Source organism: Streptomyces sp. NPDC057137, from assembly GCF_042670825.1.
Lineage (GTDB): Bacteria > Actinomycetota > Actinomycetes > Streptomycetales > Streptomycetaceae > Streptomyces.
Genome location: NZ_JBHUUW010000040.1, coordinates 59,569 through 76,796 on the forward strand (window position 1 = coordinate 59,569; position 17,228 = coordinate 76,796).

The following is a 17,228-nucleotide window of genomic DNA, read 5'->3' on the forward strand; positions in this document are numbered from 1 at the left end:
CCTTTCAGAATTCCAGGACGATCTGGAGGGCTTCGGCGGGACGTTCGTCGAGGAGCGCGTAGGCGTCGGCGGCCTCGGCGGCGGGCACGACATGGCTGACGAGTGAGGTCACGTCGACCCGGCCGTCGGCGACGAGCGCGAGGAAGGTCCGCTGGAGGCGTTCCACGGTCCACCGTCCGGCCAACTGCGGTGGCACACCGCCGATCTGAGAGCTGATCAGCTGGACGCGGTTGTGGTGGAACTCGTCGCCGAGCCGTAGCCCGGCGCCGTCGCCCTGGTAGAAGCCGGAGGCGACGACGCGGCCTCCGACGGTGACGGAGCGCAGGGCCTCGTGGAGGGCGGGGTAGGCGCCGCTGATCTCGATGGCGACATCGGCGCCCCGGCCGTCGGTGGCTTCGCGTACGGACTCGGCGACCGTGTCGGTAAGGGCGTTGAGGGTGCGGCTCGCGCCGTACGCGCGCGCCGTGGCGAGCCGCCCGTCGAGCGTGTCGACGGCGGTGACGCGGGCGCCGTTGAGCTGGGCGAGGCGGGTGGTGAGGAGGCCGATGACGCCCTGGCCGAAGACGGCGACGTCCTCGCCGACGTGGATGTCGGCGGCGAGGACGGCGTTGTACGCGATGGCGCCGACCCGGGCGAAGGCTCCGGCGAGGGGGTCGAGGCCGTCGGGGAGGGTGTGGCCGATCATCCGCTCGACGGGGACGATGCCTTCGCTGCGGTGGCCCCAGATGCCCCAGACGAGGTCACCGGCGCGAGGCAGCCCGGCCAACCCGGCCGCCCCCGCGTCATCGCCGTCGCCTCCGCCGTCGAGTCCGAGTCCGAGTCGGAGTTCGGGTCGGAGTTCGGGTGAGACCTCGGTGACCTCGCCGACCTCGGAGTAGCCCCAGCCCGCGACGGGGTACTCGATCCCCGCGGCGCCGTCGCGGAAGATCCGCGCCTCGGGGTCCCAGGTGCGGGTCAGATAGGGGTTGGTTCCCCGGTAGGCGGTGAGTTCGGTGCCCGCCGAGATGCCCGAGTAGCGGGTGCGGACCCGAAGATGGCCGGCCGGCAGCGGGGCACTGGCGTGCGCGGCCACTTCGACGTGCCGTGGGGCGGTGAACTGGACGACGCGTTCCACGTGAGGACTCTCCGAAAGGTCGGTGAGAGGTCGGTCGGTGCTGAGGGGTCCGGCGGGGCGGAGCGAGGCCGGGCACGGCATGCCCCCCTCGGACTTAAGTCGAACCTATCTCAGACTTATGTCTTGTCAATACGCAGAAGTAGTGCTGAGATGCCGCTATCCAAAACATAAGGCGCAACGATCCGAGCAGTTCGGGATCCGAGTAGGTGAGGGCGAGCCATGCGCAAGAGGATCCGACGGTCGAAGGCGACCGCGGCCGGCCTGGCGGCGGTGCTGGGTGTCGGCGTACTGGCGGGCTGCTCCGCCGACACCGGCCCGGCCCGTGCGGACAACAGGATCACGGTGTGGACGCAGGAGAACCTTCCGCCGCGCATGGCGGCGACCAACAAGATCATCGACCGGTTCGAGAAGGAGACGGGCGTCCAGGTGGACCTCGTCGGTGTGTCCGAGGGCCAGTTGCCGCAGCTGATCATGTCGGCGGCGGCCGCGGGCACGCTGCCCGATGTCATCGGAGCCGTACCGATGGGCCAGGTCTGGCAGATGTACAGCAACGGCCTGCTCAACACCGAGGTCAGCGGCCGGATCGTGGACAGCCTCGGCAAGGACACCTTCGCCGACAACGCCCTGAGTCTGACCTCCGACGCCGGAAAGCAGCTCGCCGTCCCCTCCGACGCCTGGCTCCAGCTGCTCCTCTACCGCGAGGACCAGCTCAAGGAGGCGGGGCTGGCGGTGCCCGACACGTACGACAAGCTGCTCAAGGCCGCCGACACGCTCGACCAGGAGGGCCGCGACGGCATCTCCGTGGCCACCGACCCCGGCGACGTCTTCACCCAGCAGAGCTTCGAGAACATCGCGCTCGCCAACAACTGCCGCCTCGTCGACGACACCGGCGACGTCGCGCTCGACTCCCCCGCCTGCGAGACGGCCTTCGACACCTACGACCGACTCGGCCGCGAGTACGGCCCGGCGGGCACCCAGTCCGTCGACTCCACACGGGCCACCTACTTCTCCGGCGGCTCGTCCATGATCGTCTGGTCGTCGTTCATCCTGGACGAGCTGGCGGGGCTCCGTAAGGACGCGCTGCCGAGCTGCCCCGAGTGTAAGAAGGACGGCACGTTCCTCTCCGACAACAGCGGGATCGTCACCGCGCTCGCGGGACCCGACGGATCCCCCGCGCAGTTCGGCGAGGTGACGTCGTGGGCGGTGACCAGGACCGCCGAGACCGCCGCCTCGACCGAGTTCGTCGAGTACATGATGGACAAGGGGTACGAGGACTGGTTCGGCATGGCGCCCGAGGGCAAGATCCCCGTCCGCCGGGGGACGGCGGCGGAGCCGGAGAAGTACCAGCAGGCCTGGCGTGCCAGCACCGCCGGCGTCGACACCCGGGAACCCATGAACGAGGTCTACTCCGACGAACTGCTCGACCAACTGGCCGACGGCGTCGACAACATGAAGCGCTGGGGCATCACCGAGGGCCAGGGCGCCCTCGTCGGCGCCACCAACGGAGAACTCCCGGTCCCCAAGGCGATCGGCGCGATGACCAGCGGCCAGGTCTCCTCCCGGCAGGCCGCCCGCGAGGCGAACGAAGAAGTCTCCGCCCTCCAGAAGTCACTCCAGTAGCCGCCGCCCGGCGCCCCCGTCGAGGAATCCACATGAGCACTGCACCGAGCGGCGCGAAGACGCGCCGCGTTCCCACCGAGAGCCGCCCACCCACCGGCGGGAAGCGCCGTCCGGCCACCGCCGGGCAGCGTGAGAACCGCGCGGGACTCGCCTTCGTCACCCCCACCTTCCTGGTGGTACTGGTCGTGGTGATCATCCCGATCCTGTGGACCGTGCTGCTGGCGTTCCAGCACGCGAAGCTGGTCGACATCCAGGGCATGGGCCTGTTCGGCAACTGGTCCCTGGACAACTTCGGCGCCGTCTTCGGCTCGGCCGGATTCTGGTCCAGCCTCTCCACCACCCTGCTGTACACGGTCGGTTCGACCGCGGGCTCCATCGTGCTCGGCCTGATCGCCGCGCTCGCGCTGCGCCGGCCGTTCCGCGGCCGGGGACTGCTGCGCGGCTCGATGCTGCTGCCGTACGTCGCACCCGTCGTCGCGGTGGCCTTCGTCTGGCAGGTCGCGCTCAGTCCCCAGTACGGCATCGTCAACTCGTGGGGCGGCAAGCTGCTGGGCTGGGACGATCCGATCGCGTTCCTGTCCACCCGTTCGTACGAAGTGAGCCTGCTCGGGCTGCACTTCGACATACCTCTGGCGCTGCTCACCGTCTTCGCCTTCGAGGCGTGGCGCTACTTCCCCTTCGCGTTCCTCTTCCTGCTGGCCAGGCTGCAGGCCGTGCCGGACGGGCTGGAGGAGGCGGCGCGGGTGGACGGCGCGACGCCGTCGCAGAACTTCCGCCACATCCTGCTCCCCCAACTGATGCCCGTGATCGCGCTGTTGAGCGTCCTGCGGTTCATCATGACGTTCAACAAGTTCGACGACGTCTATCTGCTGACCGGCGGCGGGGCGGGCACGGACGTCGTCGCCGTACGCGTGTACGACTTCCTCACCGCGCGCTTCGACGTGGGCGCGGCGGCGGCGCAGGCGCTCGTACTGGCCGCCGTGCTGATGGTGCTGCTCGGCATCTACTTCACGTTCTTCGCCAAGAAGGTCCAGGAGGAGTCGTGATGAGCCGAACCGAGACGACGACACAACGCCCGTCGGTCCGCCCGGACATGGCGGACGGACGGACGGCCGTCACGCGGCGCCGGATGACGCGTACGCAGTTCGAGGAGCGCTTCTTCGGCGTCGCCCGCTGGGTGACCATCGCCTTCCTGGCGGCGATCACGATCGTGCCCTTCTACTACATGCTGCTGCTCTCGGTGAAGCCGATCGACGCCCTGCTGCTGGACCCGGGTTCGCTCTGGGTGGCGGCCAAGGACTTCACCTTCGACACCTATCGCAGCGTGCTCAAGCCGACCTCCGAGGGCGGCCAGGGCTTCCTGCGGATGCTGCTCAACTCGGCGGCCGTCGCACTGGGTACGGTGCTGCTCACCCTCGCCGCGGCGGTGCCCGGCGCGTACGCCATCAGCAGGCTGAGGTTCTTCGGCAGCCGGCACGTCAGCGCGATGTTCCTCGCGGTCTATCTCTTCCCGGCCACGCTGCTGGCGGTGCCGCTGTTCGTGATGTTCGCCAAGCTCGGGCTCTCCGGGAACCTGGTGGGCCTGGCGATCGTGTACATCGCACAGACCGTGCCCGTGTCGATCTACATGATGAAGAACTACTTCGTGACCATCCCGCGCAGCATCGAGGAGGCGGCGGCCCTGGACGGCTGCTCACGGCTCCAGACCGTACGGAAGGTCGTCCTGCCCCTCGCGCTGCCGTCGCTGATGGCCACCGGGCTGTATGTGTTCATGATCGCGTGGAACGAGTTCCTCTTCGCGCTGCTCTTCCTGGCCGCGTCGCCCGACCAGTGGACGGTCTCGCTCGGGCTCCAGCAGCTCGCCGGTGGCATCGAGGTCTCCAAGACCGTTCTGATGGCCGGTTCCGTGGTCCTGACCATCCCCGTGGTACTCCTGTTCTTCGCCGCCGAACGACTGCTGACCGAGGGCCTGACCAGCGGCGCCGACAAGAGCTGACACCGGAACGGGAACCACGGCGAGAGCCGGATCCAGAACGAGGAGCATTCACGAACATGCCGGCCAACCAGGCGAGTCCGGGGCATCTGCTGCGGCTGATCCGTACCGGACAGGCCACCACCCGCGGCGAGTTGCAGCAGACCACCGGACTCTCCCGGTCCACCGTCGGCAACCGCCTCGACCAGCTCTTCGCCGCGGGCTGGCTGCGCGACGCGACCGGCACGTCCACCGGCGGACGGCCCTCCGCACGCCTGGAGTTCGACTCCCGGCACGCCGTCGTCATCGCCGTCGACCTGGAGACCCGGCACAGCCGCGCCGCCGTCCTCGACCTGGCGGGCCGGATCCTGGCCGAGCGCTCGGAGCCGCTGCTGATCGCCGACGGTCCCGACAAGGTCCTCGACACCCTGGCGGGCTGGTTCCCCGGTCTCCTGCGGGCGGCCGAGGTCGAGCCCGACCGGCTGTGCGGCATCGGCCTGTCCGTGCCGGGGCCGGTCGACTGGGCCACCGGCCAGGTCATCCAGCCGCCGATCATGCCCGGCTGGGACCAGTACCCGATCCCGGAACGTATGCAGCAGGCGTACGCGCGCCATGTGCCCGGCGCCGGGACGGCCCCCGTGCCGGTGCTCGTCGACAACGACGCCAACCTCATGGCGTACGCGGAACAGCGCGTCCACTACCCCGACTGCTCGGCGTTCGTGCTGGTCAAGGTGTCGACGGGGATCGGCGCCGGGGTCGTCGTGGACGGGGAGCCGTACCGGGGCATCGACGGCGGCGCCGGCGACATCGGGCACATCCGGCTGCACGACCGGGCCGACGCGCTGTGCATGTGCGGCGCGTACGGCTGTCTGGCCGCCGTCGCCAGCGGGCGCGCCATCGCCGGGCAGCTCACGTCGGCCGGTGTCCCGACCACCTCGGGCTCCGACGTACGCGAGCGGCTGGCGGACGGTCAGCCCGACGCCGTCCGGCTGGCGCGCGAGGCCGGGCGGCGGGTCGGGGAAGTCCTCGTCACGGTCGTGACCCTGCTCAACCCGGGAGTACTCGTCCTCGCGGGGGACCTCGCGGGCACGCCGTTCCTCACGGGCGTACGGGAGTTGCTGTACCAGCGCGCCATGCCGCGCACGACCGCGCATCTGAACGTCGTGACGTCCGGACTCGGCGACCAGGCCGCACTGACCGGGGCGGCGACGATGGTGGTCGAGCAGCTGTACGCGCCGGACCGGGCGGACGACAGGCTGGCCGCGATGAACGGGTGAGGATCGCGCCCCTCCCGTCGACCACTCACTCTCCCGACCGCGCTGGAGCACACCGTGCCGTACGACCCACACCCCGCGACCGACCCCGCCCCGGTCCGGGTCGGGCTGGTGGGGGCCGGTCCCTGGGCCCGGACGATGCACGCCCGCATGCTCGCGGCCGGACCGGAGACGACACTCGCCGCCGTGTGGGCGCGCCGCCCCGAGGCGGCGCGGGAGACCGCCGAGTCGTACGGCGCCGTGGTCGCCGCGTCGTTCGAGGAGCTGCTCGACCGCTGCGAGGCCGTGGCCTTCGCCGTACCCCCCTCCGTACAGGCCGAGTTGGCGGTACGCGCGGCACGCGCCGGTCTGCCGATGCTGCTGGAGAAGCCGCTCGGGCCCGATCTCGACGCGGCACGACGGGTGGTGGACGCGGTGACCGAGCACGGGGTCGTCACCCAGCTCGTGCTCACCAAGCGGTACCACCCGGCGACGCGGGAATTCCTGCGGCGGGCACGGGACTTCGAGGTCACCGGCGCGCGCTCGTGCTATCTGCACGGCGCGTTCCTCGCGGGTGAACTGGCCACGCCCTGGCGTCTGGCGCAGGGCGCGCTGCTCGACCTCGGACCGCATCTGCTCGATCTGCTGGACGCGGCGGTGGGACCGATCGCCACGGTCCGCGGCTCGGGCGATCCACGCCGCTGGTCGGAACTGACCTGCGAGCACACCAACGGTGCTGTCAGCCAGGCGTCGTTGTCCGGATCGGTGGGTCTCGACCGGGCCCGCACCCGCGTCGAATTGTACGGCCCCACCGGGGAACTCACCTACGACACGGCCGAGTTGGACCACGAGGAGTGCTGGCCCGTGCTGCGCCGGGAGTTCGCCGCCGCGGTCCGCTCGGGTGTCGCGGGCCCCCTCGACGCGGCACGCGGTCTGCGCCTCCAGGAGCTGATCGCGATGGCAACTCCCGTCTGAGCGCGTCACCCCCGGCAGGGGCAACCGCCTCGCACCCGGCCCACGTCGTCCCTCGGGAAGATCGCCTTCCGACTTCCGACTTCCCGAGGAGAGGAACCACATGGCCGGGGCCAGCGGCGACAGTACGGACAGCGGGAACGGTGCCGACGCGGCTCCTGAGCGATGGAGCCCTGCGGCACGCGCCCTGCGGGCGGCCGGACTGCTCGCGTGCGTTCTGGCGATCGTCGCCGTGGCACCGGCCGTCGGGCGCGTCTGGTACGGAGACCCGTACCCGACTGCCGATCCGGAAGGGGTCGCCGAGCGGATCCAGGACCGATCGCAGCGCGCGTACGACCTCCTGGGTCTGCCCGAACCGGTCGTGGTGGCACGGAACTCGCTCGACAGCAGTGTGTGCCGGGACCGTGGACTGCTGAATCTGACCGGCGATCCGGAGCCGGGAGTCATCGCCCCGCAACACCGGTGGGGCGTCGACGGTGTGGCCGAGGATGTCGCGCGCGCGGCGCTGAGCCGGCTGCGCGAGCGGCTGACCGCGCGGGGCTGGGAACTCACCCACGAGTGGGACCGGCGGGGCACGGGCCGCGCCGAGAGCGGATTCCGCTTCGAGGACACGGTGAGCGGCGACAAGGTCGACGCCCGCTGGAACAGCTCGCGGGGCGCCCTGTTCGTGGATGTCTACGCGCCGTGCGCGCGCGTTCCGGACGGTCGCGTCGAAGCCTCGCGGGACCTCTTCCTCCGGACTCCCAACGGCCCGTTCCCGGACGGCACACCGACCGGTCTCGAAGGGCGAGTCGAAGGGTGAATTGATTCAAGTACGTGGGTGGTGACCCGGCCGGGGCGCCGCCGCGATCAGAGGGCTCGCGCAGCGCCGTACTGGGCCGCGAACAGGGCCGCGAACAGGGCGTCGTACAGCACCTTGACACGCGTCCGCGGCGCCGCCTACCTTCTTAATGAATCGATTCATTCATCGATCAGGGACCGAAGGAAGCCGCTTGATGACGCCCTCCCCCGAAGCCGCTCAGGCCCCGCAGGCCGCCGAACTCCTGGCGCGTTCCCACCGTCTGGGCGCAGACCCCCGCAACACCAACTACGCGGGCGGCAACACCTCCGCCAAGGGTCTGGCCCCCGATCCGGTGAGCGGCGCCGACACCGAGCTGATGTGGGTGAAGGGCTCCGGCGGGGATCTGGGCACGCTCACGGGGCCGGGCCTGGCCGTACTGCGGCTCGACCGGCTGCGGGCGCTCGCCGAGGTGTATCCGGGCGTGGAGCGCGAGGACGAGATGGTCGCCGTCTTCGACTACTGCCTGCACGGCAAGGGCGGCGCGGCCCCCTCCATCGACACCGCCATGCACGGTCTGGTGGACGCCGCGCACGTCGATCATCTGCACCCCGACTCCGGCATCGCGCTCGCCTGCGCTGCCGACGGCGAGGCGCTGACGGCGGAGTGCTTCGGCGACCGCGTGGTGTGGGTGCCCTGGCGCCGGCCCGGGTTCCAACTCGGCCTGGACATCGCCGCGGTGAAGGAGGCCAACCCGCGGGCGATCGGCTGTGTGCTCGGCGGCCACGGCATCACCGCGTGGGGCGACACCTCGCGGGAGTGCGAGGAGAACTCGCTGAGCATCATCCGTGAGGCCGAGCGGTTCCTCGCGAAGCGCGGCAGGCCGGAGCCGTTCGGGCCGCCGCTGGACGGGTACGGCCCGCTGCCCGAGGACGAGCGGCGGGCCCGCGCCGCCGCGCTGGCCCCCCTGCTGCGCGGGCTGGCCTCGACGGACCGGCCGCAGGTGGGTCACTTCACCGACAGCGAGCCCGTGCTGGACTTCCTGTCCCGCGCCGAGCACCCGCGTCTCGCGGCCCTCGGCACGTCGTGCCCGGACCACTTCCTCCGTACGAAGGTCCGGCCGCTGGTCCTCGATCTGCCCGCCTCCGCGCCGCTCGACGAGGTGACGGCGCGCTTCGCGCGGCTGCACGAGGAGTACCGCGCCGAGTACGCCGCCTACTACGACCGGCACGCCGACGCCGACTCGCCGGCGATGCGCGGCGCCGACCCGGCGATCGTGCTGGTGCCGGGCGTGGGCATGTTCTCGTACGGCAAGGACAAGCAGACGGCGCGGGTGGCCGGGGAGTTCTACCTCAACGCGATCAACGTGATGCGGGGCGCCGAGGCGGTGTCGTCGTACGCGCCGATCGACGAGTCGGAGAAGTTCCGGATCGAGTACTGGGCGCTGGAGGAGGCGAAGCTCCGGCGGATGCCCGCCGCGAAGCCGCTGGCCACCCGCGTCGCGCTGGTGACCGGCGGCGGGTCGGGCATCGGGAAGGCCATCGCGCACCGGCTGGCGGCCGAGGGCGCGTGCGTGGTCGTCGCCGACGTGAACGCGGAGAGCGCGTCGGAGGTCGCCGGTGAACTGGGCGGCTCGGACCGGGCGTTGGCGGTCACGGTCGACGTGACCGACGAGGACGCGATCGCCGCCGCGTTCCGCGAGGCGGTGCTCGCCTTCGGGGGTGTGGACCTGGTCGTGAACAACGCAGGCATCTCGATCTCGAAGCCCCTGCTGGAGACGACCGCGCGGGACTGGGACCTCCAGCACGACATCATGGCGCGCGGCTCGTTCCTGGTCTCGCGGGAGGCGGCGCGGGTCATGACGGGGCAGTCGATGGGCGGCGACATCGTCTACATCACGTCGAAGAACGCGGTGTTCGCCGGTCCCAACAACATCGCCTACTCGGCCACGAAGGCGGACCAGGCACACCAGGTCCGGCTGCTGGCGGCGGAGTTGGGCGAGCACGGGATCCGGGTCAACGGTGTCAACCCGGACGGGGTGGTGCGCGGGTCGGGGATCTTCGCGGCGGGCTGGGGGGCGCGGCGGGCGGCGGTGTACGGGGTGGCGGAGGAGAAGCTGGGCGAGTTCTACGCGCAGCGGACGCTGCTCAAGCGCGAGGTGCTGCCGGAGCATGTGGCAAACGCGGTGTTCGCCCTGACCGGCGGCGATCTCACACACACCACCGGTCTGCACATTCCCGTCGACGCGGGTGTCGCCGCGGCGTTCCTGCGCTGAGGGGCGAGGAGACCGGGGAGCCGAGAGAGCAGGGGGTACCGCCGTGTCGTACACCGAATCCTCGGCTTCGGCCTTCCTCGCCGTCGACCTGGGTGCCACCAGCGGCCGGGTGATGGCGGGGCGGGTGGGCCGGGCAGGGCGAGTGGGCCGGGCGGGGCAAGTGGGCCGGGCGGGACTGGGGACGCTCGCCCTGACCGAGGTGCACCGCTTCCCGAACCGGCCGGTGCGGCTGCCGGGCAGCCTGCGGTGGGACGTGCTCGCTCTCTATCAGGGGGTGCTCGACGGCCTCGGCCTCGCGGCTCGTACGTACGACGACGTCGCGTCGATCGGGATCGACAGCTGGGCGGTCGACTACGGGCTCCTCGACGCGGACGGGCAGTTGCTCGGCAATCCGTACCACTACCGGGACACCCGGACCGAGGGCATGGGCGAGCGGGTCTGGGAGACGGTCCCCGCCGAGGAGCTGTACCGGATCACCGGGTTGCAGCATCTGCCGTTCAACACGGTCTTCCAGCTTGCGGCGGCTTCGGGTGGCGCCCAACTGGCCGCCGCGAGAACGCTGTTGATGATTCCGGATCTGCTGACGCACTGGCTCACCGGGAGTGTCGGCGCGGAGGCCACCAACGCGTCCACGACGGGTCTGTTCGACGCGCGCGCGGGTGACTGGTCGCATGAGCTGATGGGCCGGCTGGGCATCGACCGGAGCCTGTTCCCGTCGATCCGGCGGCCGGGGGACGCGGCGGGGACGCTGCTGCCGTACGTGGCGGCCGAGACCGGGCTGCCGGAGTCCACCCCCGTCACGGCCGTGGCGTCCCACGACACAGCTTCGGCCGTGGCCGCCGTCCCCGCGACCGGGCCGGGCTTCGCGTACCTCTCGTGCGGTACGTGGTCACTGGCCGGTCTTGAACTGGCCGAGCCGGTGGTCACCGAGGCGTCCAGGGCCGCGAACTTCACCAACGAGCTGGGGGTGGACGGCAGTTACCGCTTCCTGCGCAATGTCATGGGGCTGTGGCTGCTGTCGGAGACTCTGCGCACCTGGGCGGACCGTGGACTGCCCGCCGACCTGGGGCCGTTGATGGAACGGGCGGCGCGGTCGCGGCCGTTCGCCGCGCTGGTCGACCCGGACGACCCGTCGTTCCTCGCGCCGGGCGACATGCCTGGCCGTATCGCCGCGTACTGCGCGCGCACCGGCCAGCGGCCGCCCGACGACCAGGCGGCGACGGTCCGTTGCATCCTGGAGAGCCTCGCGCTGGCGCACCGCGCGACGCTGCGTACGGCGGCCGAGCTGTCCGGCACCGACATCCGTGTGGTGCACCTGGTGGGGGGCGGCAGCCGTAACGAACTGCTCTGCCAACTGACGGCGGACGCGACGGGGTTGCCGGTGGTGGCGGGACCGGCGGAGGCCACCGCGCTCGGCAACATCCTTGTCCAGGCACGAGCCCAGGGCCTCGTCGGAGACCGCTCCGAGATGCGTCAACTGGTGGCGCGGACACAGCCGTTGCGCCGGTACGAGCCGCAGGGCGACGGACGGGCGTGGTCGGCGGCTGCGGCGCGGATCGGCCTCGGCGGCGGACTCGGAAGCGGACTCGAAATCGGCTGAGGGGCTCAGCTCTCCGTGGCCCGGTGCTCGATGGCCCGGTCCAGCCACTCGGACAGAAGCGCGCGCTCGATGGCGGTGAGCGTCGGCAGCCGCGGCACGACCGTCCGGAACGTGACGGCGGCCGCGGTCACGCCGTCCTCGGCGGGCACGGACGCGTCGGTCAGGATCGACCGCGTCACCGTGTCGTACATCGCGTCGGCGAGGCCGAGGTCCCGCTCCTCCGGTGGTGTGGCGAGCAGGGTCAGCACGGCGCCGGTGCCGGCGGCGTGAATGAGCGCGACGGCGCGGCTCTCCGAGACGCGCAGCCGGCCGGTCGCCGCGACACGACGTACGCGGGCGCGCAGGACCTCCAGCCCCGCGGCCTCCGCCGGTGAGCGAGTGGCACGGCCAGGATCGGTGAGAAGGCCGAAGAGCGCCGCGTTGGCCAGGCCGAAGCTGACATGCGCGTCCCACCCTGCCCGAAGATCCGCGATGGGGTCGTCGCTCTCCTCCACCAGCGTCTTTCCTGCGACATGGAGGGCGAAGACATGCTCGGCGACGGCGTCGAGGAGGCCGTCCTTGTCGCCGAACAGACGGTAGATCGTCGGCGCCTGTACGCCGGCGGCCTGGGCGACACCACGAGTCGTGACGGCGTTCGGACCCTGTTCGCGCAGCAGCCGCGCCGCGACCTCCACGAGGTTCGCGCGCGTCTCGCTCCTGCCGGCCCCGCCGGGCTTCGTCTCCACCATGAATCAACGATAACGGGTTTCCGCTATCGATGCGTTACCGTTGGAATCGGATTTCAGTTTCCATCGATAACATCAGAGACGACGCGAGGTCGAATCATGATCATCATCACCGGCGCCACCGGCAAGCTCGGTTCCCGGATCATCCAGCGGCTGCTCGAACGGATCCCGGCGGAGCGGGTCGGCGTCAGCGTTCGTGACACGGACCGCGCCGCTGACCTTGTCGCACAGGGCGTCCGGGTGCGGCGCGGCGACTTCACGGACCCCGACTCGCTCGTCGGCGCGTTCGAGGGCGCCACGCAGGTGCTCATCGTCTCGGCGAGCGAGACCGGCGACGCGGCGGTCGCCCAGCACACCGCCGCGATCGACGCCGCCCGCGCCGCCGGGGCCAAGCGCATCCTCTACACGAGCCACCAGGCCGCCGGCGCCGATTCGCTGTTCGCGCCCATGCCCGACCACGCCGCGACCGAGCGGTACCTGGCAGCGACGGGCACGCCGTACACGGCGCTGCGCAACGGGTTCTACGCGAGCACGGTCCCGCTCCTCCTGGGCCAGGCGCTCGAAACCGGCGAACTCGTCGCGCCCGCCGACGGCCCGGTGTCGTGGACCACCCACGCCGACCTCGCCGAAGCGGCGGCGATCGTCCTCGCGGACGAAGGGCGGTTCGACGGGGCGACTCCGCCACTGACCGGGCCGGACGCGCTCGACCTCGAAGACATCGCGGGCATCCTCACCGAACTCACCGGCCGCACCATCCGCCGCGTCGTCGCCGACGACGAGGAGTGGACGGCCGGTCTGATCGGGCACGGCGTGCCCGAGGGCCAGGCGAACATGCTGCTCGGCATGTTCCACGCCTCCCGGCGCGGTGAGTTCACCACCACCGGACCCACGCTCACGAAGCTGCTCGGGCGGGACGCCACGCCGGTCCGCTCGGTCCTGGAGGAGTCCGCCACGCCGCGCTGAGCTGCGAGCCGACCTTTCCTAGTAGCCGGCGACCGGGGCCGCCGCGTGGCTGACCGGGACGGTGTGGGTGATCCACGAGGTGCCGGCGAGGAGATGGAGAAGGAAGGACGTCGGCTCGGGCAGGTAGTTGGGGATGCCATCGCGCAGGGCGAGTCCGCTCTGGAGGTGGGTGCTGGGCGCGACGACGAGGGTGCTGTTCGCGTAGGCCGCCGTGACCGGACGGTGGACGTGGCCCGCGAGGACGCGGGCCACGTTCGGATGCCGTACGAGCACATCGGCGAGCGCGTCGCCGTCCGCCAGCCGCATACCGTCCAGGAAGGGGATACCGACAGGCACCGGCGGATGGTGCAGACACACGAAAGCCGGTACGTCGGGCCTGCGGGCCAAGGCCCTGTCGAGACGGCCGAGTTGCTCCGGGCCGAGCCGCCCGCCGCCCTCACCGGGCACGGAGGAGTCCAGCGCCACGAGCGTGAGTCCGGGCAACTCGGCGACATAGTACGTCTGATGCGCACCCGCCATGAGGTCGGTCCCGCCGAACGCGTCGACCAGCGCGCCGGGTTCGTCGTGATTGCCCGCCACGAGGAACAGCGGCAGCGGGAAGCGCCCGATCACCTCGCGCAGCACCGCGTACTCCTCGGGCGCTCCCCGCTCCACCAGATCCCCGGTGATCACCACGCAGTCGGGCGGCGGATCGAGGACGAGAACGCGCCCGAGCGCCCTGCGCAGCCCTTCCACGGGTGCGCCGCCCAGCGGGCCGGTGGTGAGGTGCGGGTCACTGAGGTGTGCGACGGAGAGAGCCATGCGCACACCCTGCCCGGGCCCGACCACGCGCACGAGCGCGCACGAGGGCGTCGAGCGTCCCACTGATGTTCCCGGGACACCGGCTGAGGTACGGTGCCTGCCATGGGCCCGTACTCGAACCACCGTGCAGTGGAGCCGCGTCTCAGCGGCCCCCGCGGTGAGTGCGCGCCCCGCGGCCTCAGCTTTCTGCTGCGCCGTGGCCGGGTGGGGTCCCCGCCCGCCTGTTGTTGTCGCTGTCGCTGACCTCCGGTAGCGCCGCGCCCGTACCGTCACGGACTTGACGGCCGCCGCCTCGTCGTACCCGCCGCCCGCGCCCGCGCGCCGGTGAACGGGTCGGCCCGCTCCCTTCCCACTGGTTCGTTCTCCCGAGGAGCCTCGTGACCACCGCCGCCATATCCACATCGGACACCTCCGCCGTTCCCACCGTTCCCGCTCTCCGTGATCCCCACATCCCCGCCGACGGCCTGTACGAGGGGCATCGGGAGCTGCGCCGCGTTCCCGAGGGCTGGGAGGACCGGCCGTACGAACTCTTCGGACTCGTCCCGCAGTCCCGCACCATCGGCGCCGAGATCCACGGGCTGGATCTGTCGGTACCGCCGTCCCCCGCCGTGCGGGACGAGCTCAATCGCGCCCTGCTGGAGTGGAAGGTCCTCTTCTTCAGGGGGCAGCGTCTGTCCTCCGACGCGCAACGCGCCTTCGCCCTCAACTGGGGCGAGTTGGAGACCAATCCGCTGCTGGCGGCCGGGGACGCCAAGGACGTGGTGCGCTTCGACCGTACGGCCGTCCCCACCTTCGAGAACGTGTGGCACACGGACGTCACCTTCCGGGAGCGGCCCGCGATGGGCGCCGTCCTGCAACTGCGCGAGGTGCCGCCCGCCGGGGGCGACACCATGTGGGCCGACATGGCGGTGGCGTACGACAATCTGCCGCGCGAGGTCAAGGAGCGGATCGACGGTGCCGTCGCCGTGCACGACTTCGTGCCGGGCTTCGCGCGGTTCTCCCCCGCCGACCGGCTCGCCCGGTTCCAGGACGTCTTCCCGCCGGTGGAGCACCCCGTGGTGCGGACGCATCCGGAGACGGGCCGGCGGATGCTGTTCGTCAACACGTCGTTCACGACGCGGATCGTGGGGCTCGCGCGGGCGGAGAGCGACGGGCTGCTGCGGCTGCTCTTCCAGCAGGCTCATGTGCCCGAGTACCAGGTCCGGTTCCGCTGGCAGGCGGGCGACATCGCCTTCTGGGACAACCGCGCCACGCAGCACTACGCGGTCGCGGACTACGGCACGCACCGGCGGATCGCCGAACGCGTCGCCATCGCGGGCGACCGTCCGTACTGACCGCTGTGCCCCCGCACCCTGTCGCGAGCGAGCGAGAGGCGTCGCGGGCGCCGGCTACTTCTCCTCGGTGAGACCCGCGATGCGCTCGCGATAGGCGGCGATCTCGCGTTCGGTGAGAGCGAGACGCCCGGGGCCCGCCTCGTTGGCGGCCAGGGAGGTGGCCTGCTCCATCGCGCGGTACAGCGGGCCCGGCAGATTGAGCAGGAGCTGGCCGTGCTCGGCGGTCTCGATCACCATCCACGAGTTCCGGTCGGCGACACCTTCCCCGATGACGTTCGGCTCGATGGTGCTGGCGGCGATGACGGTCAGAACAGGGGGGATCGGGGTCTCTTCGCTCATGTCTCCCTCCCTATCAGGGTGGCTCCGGCGGTGCCCAGCGATCGCGGCGAGTTCCCCCTCACACAGCCCGTCCGGCCGCGCGCGCCGCCGGTGTCGCCCGCGCCGCCCGTGTCGCCCGTGCCGGGTCGTCCGGTCCGCTCGGCTGCTGCCGCCCGCCGGGACCTGCGATGCTGGTAGGAGCCTGCCGTGAGGAGGCGGTCGCCATGCCGAGCGAGAGCGCGGCCCCCGACCCCGGCGAGCGGCTGCTCGAAGAGCTGCTCGCCGAGGCGCACGCCGCGGCCCCGATGGACCTTCCGGAGCTGGTGAACCGCTGTGCCGCGGCGCTCGGCCTCGATCAGATCGTGGTCTATCTGGTCGACATCCAGCAACGGCAGCTCGTCCCGCTCAGCGACGGGATGCCCAACCTCGATGTGAACGCCACGACGGGCGGACGCGCGTATCGCTCGCTCGACCTGCGGATCGAGGAGTCGGAGGACGGCGTGCTCACCGCGTGGCTACCACTGATCGACGGAGCGGAACGGCTCGGCGTGCTCAGCGTCAAGGCGGACACCATCGACGCGGTACGGCTGCGCCGCTGCCGGATGATCGCGTCCGTGCTCGCCATGGCGATCACCTCGAAGCGGGCGTACAGCGACAGCCTGGCGCGGTACGCCCGTACGGAGCGCATGCAGCTGCCCGCCGAGATGCTGCGCGCCTTCCTGCCACCGCGGACCATCGGCAACGCCCGCGCGCTGTCCACGGCGGTGCTGGAACCGGCGTACGAGATCGGCGGCGACGCCTTCGACCACTCACTGACCCGCTCGACACTGCACGTCGACATCTTCGACTCGATGGGCCACGACCTGGCGGCCGGTCTGACCACGGCCGTCGCGCTGGCGGGCTGCCGCAGCGCCCGGCGGGACGGTGGCGATCTCCCCGCGCTGGTGGACACCGTCGATCTGGCGCTCGCGCGCTGGCTGCCGGATCAGTACTGCACGGGCATCGTCACCCAGCTGGATCTCGCGAACGGCCTCTTCCGCTGGTGCAACTGCGGGCATCCGCCGCCGCTGCTGATCCGGGGAGACCGCGTACTGCACGGCGAGCTGGAGCGGCCTGCCCAGCCGCCGATGGGGCTGCGCGCCCGGTTCTGCGAGACCCCCCGTACCGTCCATGAGGCGCAACTGGAGCCCGCGGACCGGGTGTTGCTCTACACGGACGGAGTCGTCGAGTCAGGGGCCGGCGACCGCACGGAGTTCGGGCTCGACCGCTTCACGGACTCCATCATCCGGGCGACCGCGGCCGGTGAACTGGCCCCCGAGGCGCTGCGCCGACTCATCCACTCGATTCTCGACGCCCATGAAAACCGGCTGCGCGACGACGCCACGCTGCTGCTCGTCGAATGGCGGCCGCCCGCCGCCTAAGAGCCTCCGCGACTGAAGCCCCGCGCGCCGGCAATGCGGGAACGCGGGACGGCGTGGGTCCACCGGGAGCACCGGTGGCCCC

The 17,228-nt window shown here is 71.4% G+C and carries 15 protein-coding genes; 11 read left to right on the forward strand and 4 right to left on the reverse strand.

Features of this window, described 5'->3' with window-relative positions:
- Positions 1–4: 4 nt before the first annotated feature.
- A complete protein-coding gene (locus ACFT9I_RS26915; RefSeq protein WP_382568318.1) occupies positions 5–1,114 on the reverse strand; it encodes a zinc-binding alcohol dehydrogenase in 1,110 nt (369 codons plus the stop codon).
- 219 nt (positions 1,115–1,333) lie between these two features.
- Here ACFT9I_RS26915 and ACFT9I_RS26920 point away from each other — a divergent pair, with 219 nt between their 5' ends.
- From ACFT9I_RS26920 to ACFT9I_RS26955, 8 genes are all read left to right on the forward strand, one after another.
- Positions 1,334–2,734, forward strand: a complete 1,401-nt coding sequence (locus ACFT9I_RS26920) for an ABC transporter substrate-binding protein (protein WP_382568319.1) — start codon at positions 1,334–1,336, stop codon at positions 2,732–2,734.
- Positions 2,735–2,766: 32 nt separating this feature from the next.
- Positions 2,767–3,780, forward strand: a complete 1,014-nt coding sequence (locus tag ACFT9I_RS26925) for a carbohydrate ABC transporter permease (protein ID WP_382568321.1) — start codon at positions 2,767–2,769, stop codon at positions 3,778–3,780.
- An 83-nt stretch (positions 3,781–3,863) separates the two neighbouring features.
- Positions 3,864–4,730 carry a carbohydrate ABC transporter permease gene (locus ACFT9I_RS26930; protein WP_382568343.1) on the forward strand — a complete coding sequence of 289 codons (867 nt, stop codon included), beginning with the start codon at positions 3,864–3,866 and terminating at the stop codon, positions 4,728–4,730.
- Between the two features lie 56 nt (positions 4,731–4,786).
- The gene (locus tag ACFT9I_RS26935; protein WP_382568323.1) at positions 4,787–5,983 is read left to right on the forward strand and encodes an ROK family protein; all 1,197 of its coding nucleotides are present in this window, start codon (positions 4,787–4,789) and stop codon (positions 5,981–5,983) included.
- Between the two features lie 54 nt (positions 5,984–6,037).
- Positions 6,038–6,934 (forward strand): Gfo/Idh/MocA family protein, encoded by an 897-nt coding sequence (locus tag ACFT9I_RS26940; protein ID WP_382568325.1) that lies wholly within the window; start codon positions 6,038–6,040, stop codon positions 6,932–6,934.
- A gap of 100 nt (positions 6,935–7,034) precedes the next feature.
- Entirely contained in the window at positions 7,035–7,733 is a 699-nt protein-coding gene (locus ACFT9I_RS26945) for a hypothetical protein (protein ID WP_382568326.1), read from the forward strand.
- A 193-nt stretch (positions 7,734–7,926) separates the two neighbouring features.
- Entirely contained in the window at positions 7,927–9,984 is a 2,058-nt protein-coding gene (locus tag ACFT9I_RS26950) for a bifunctional aldolase/short-chain dehydrogenase (RefSeq protein ID WP_382568327.1), read from the forward strand.
- Positions 9,985–10,027: 43 nt separating this feature from the next.
- Positions 10,028–11,584, forward strand: coding sequence for a rhamnulokinase family protein (locus ACFT9I_RS26955; protein ID WP_382568329.1), 1,557 nt, complete (start codon positions 10,028–10,030; stop codon positions 11,582–11,584).
- Positions 11,585–11,589: 5 nt separating this feature from the next.
- Here ACFT9I_RS26955 and ACFT9I_RS26960 read toward each other — a convergent pair whose 3' ends face one another.
- On the reverse strand, positions 11,590–12,312 hold the full coding sequence (locus ACFT9I_RS26960; RefSeq protein ID WP_382568330.1) for a TetR/AcrR family transcriptional regulator: 723 nt from the start codon (positions 12,310–12,312) through the stop codon (positions 11,590–11,592).
- Positions 12,313–12,408: 96 nt separating this feature from the next.
- Between ACFT9I_RS26960 and ACFT9I_RS26965 the strand changes: the two genes are divergently transcribed.
- The gene (locus ACFT9I_RS26965) at positions 12,409–13,272 is read left to right on the forward strand and encodes an SDR family oxidoreductase (RefSeq protein ID WP_382568332.1); all 864 of its coding nucleotides are present in this window, start codon (positions 12,409–12,411) and stop codon (positions 13,270–13,272) included.
- A gap of 18 nt (positions 13,273–13,290) precedes the next feature.
- On the opposite strand, the gene ACFT9I_RS26970 is transcribed toward ACFT9I_RS26965, so the two are convergent.
- Complete coding sequence (locus tag ACFT9I_RS26970; protein ID WP_382568333.1) at positions 13,291–14,073, reverse strand: phosphodiesterase; 783 nt, start codon at positions 14,071–14,073, stop codon at positions 13,291–13,293.
- A 377-nt stretch (positions 14,074–14,450) separates the two neighbouring features.
- Between ACFT9I_RS26970 and ACFT9I_RS26975 the strand changes: the two genes are divergently transcribed.
- Complete coding sequence (locus ACFT9I_RS26975; RefSeq protein ID WP_382568335.1) at positions 14,451–15,407, forward strand: TauD/TfdA dioxygenase family protein; 957 nt, start codon at positions 14,451–14,453, stop codon at positions 15,405–15,407.
- A gap of 54 nt (positions 15,408–15,461) precedes the next feature.
- Here ACFT9I_RS26975 and ACFT9I_RS26980 read toward each other — a convergent pair whose 3' ends face one another.
- A complete protein-coding gene (locus tag ACFT9I_RS26980; protein ID WP_354602955.1) occupies positions 15,462–15,746 on the reverse strand; it encodes a hypothetical protein in 285 nt (94 codons plus the stop codon).
- 203 nt (positions 15,747–15,949) lie between these two features.
- Here ACFT9I_RS26980 and ACFT9I_RS26985 point away from each other — a divergent pair, with 203 nt between their 5' ends.
- Positions 15,950–17,146 carry a PP2C family protein-serine/threonine phosphatase gene (locus tag ACFT9I_RS26985; protein WP_382568337.1) on the forward strand — a complete coding sequence of 399 codons (1,197 nt, stop codon included), beginning with the start codon at positions 15,950–15,952 and terminating at the stop codon, positions 17,144–17,146.
- Positions 17,147–17,228 lie beyond the last annotated feature (82 nt).

Coding starts and splice junctions, on each gene's coding strand:
- ACFT9I_RS26920 (WP_382568319.1), top strand. CDS start 1,334: ATGCGCAAGAGGATCCGACGGTCGAAGGCGACCGCGGCCGGCCTGGCG.
- ACFT9I_RS26925 (WP_382568321.1), top strand. CDS start 2,767: ATGAGCACTGCACCGAGCGGCGCGAAGACGCGCCGCGTTCCCACCGAG.
- ACFT9I_RS26930 (WP_382568343.1), top strand. CDS start 3,864: ATGACGCGTACGCAGTTCGAGGAGCGCTTCTTCGGCGTCGCCCGCTGG.
- ACFT9I_RS26935 (WP_382568323.1), top strand. CDS start 4,787: ATGCCGGCCAACCAGGCGAGTCCGGGGCATCTGCTGCGGCTGATCCGT.
- ACFT9I_RS26945 (WP_382568326.1), top strand. CDS start 7,035: ATGGCCGGGGCCAGCGGCGACAGTACGGACAGCGGGAACGGTGCCGAC.
- ACFT9I_RS26950 (WP_382568327.1), top strand. CDS start 7,927: ATGACGCCCTCCCCCGAAGCCGCTCAGGCCCCGCAGGCCGCCGAACTC.
- ACFT9I_RS26960 (WP_382568330.1), bottom strand. CDS start 12,312: ATGGTGGAGACGAAGCCCGGCGGGGCCGGCAGGAGCGAGACGCGCGCG.
- ACFT9I_RS26965 (WP_382568332.1), top strand. CDS start 12,409: ATGATCATCATCACCGGCGCCACCGGCAAGCTCGGTTCCCGGATCATC.
- ACFT9I_RS26970 (WP_382568333.1), bottom strand. CDS start 14,073: ATGGCTCTCTCCGTCGCACACCTCAGTGACCCGCACCTCACCACCGGC.
- ACFT9I_RS26980 (WP_354602955.1), bottom strand. CDS start 15,746: ATGAGCGAAGAGACCCCGATCCCCCCTGTTCTGACCGTCATCGCCGCC.
- ACFT9I_RS26985 (WP_382568337.1), top strand. CDS start 15,950: ATGCCGAGCGAGAGCGCGGCCCCCGACCCCGGCGAGCGGCTGCTCGAA.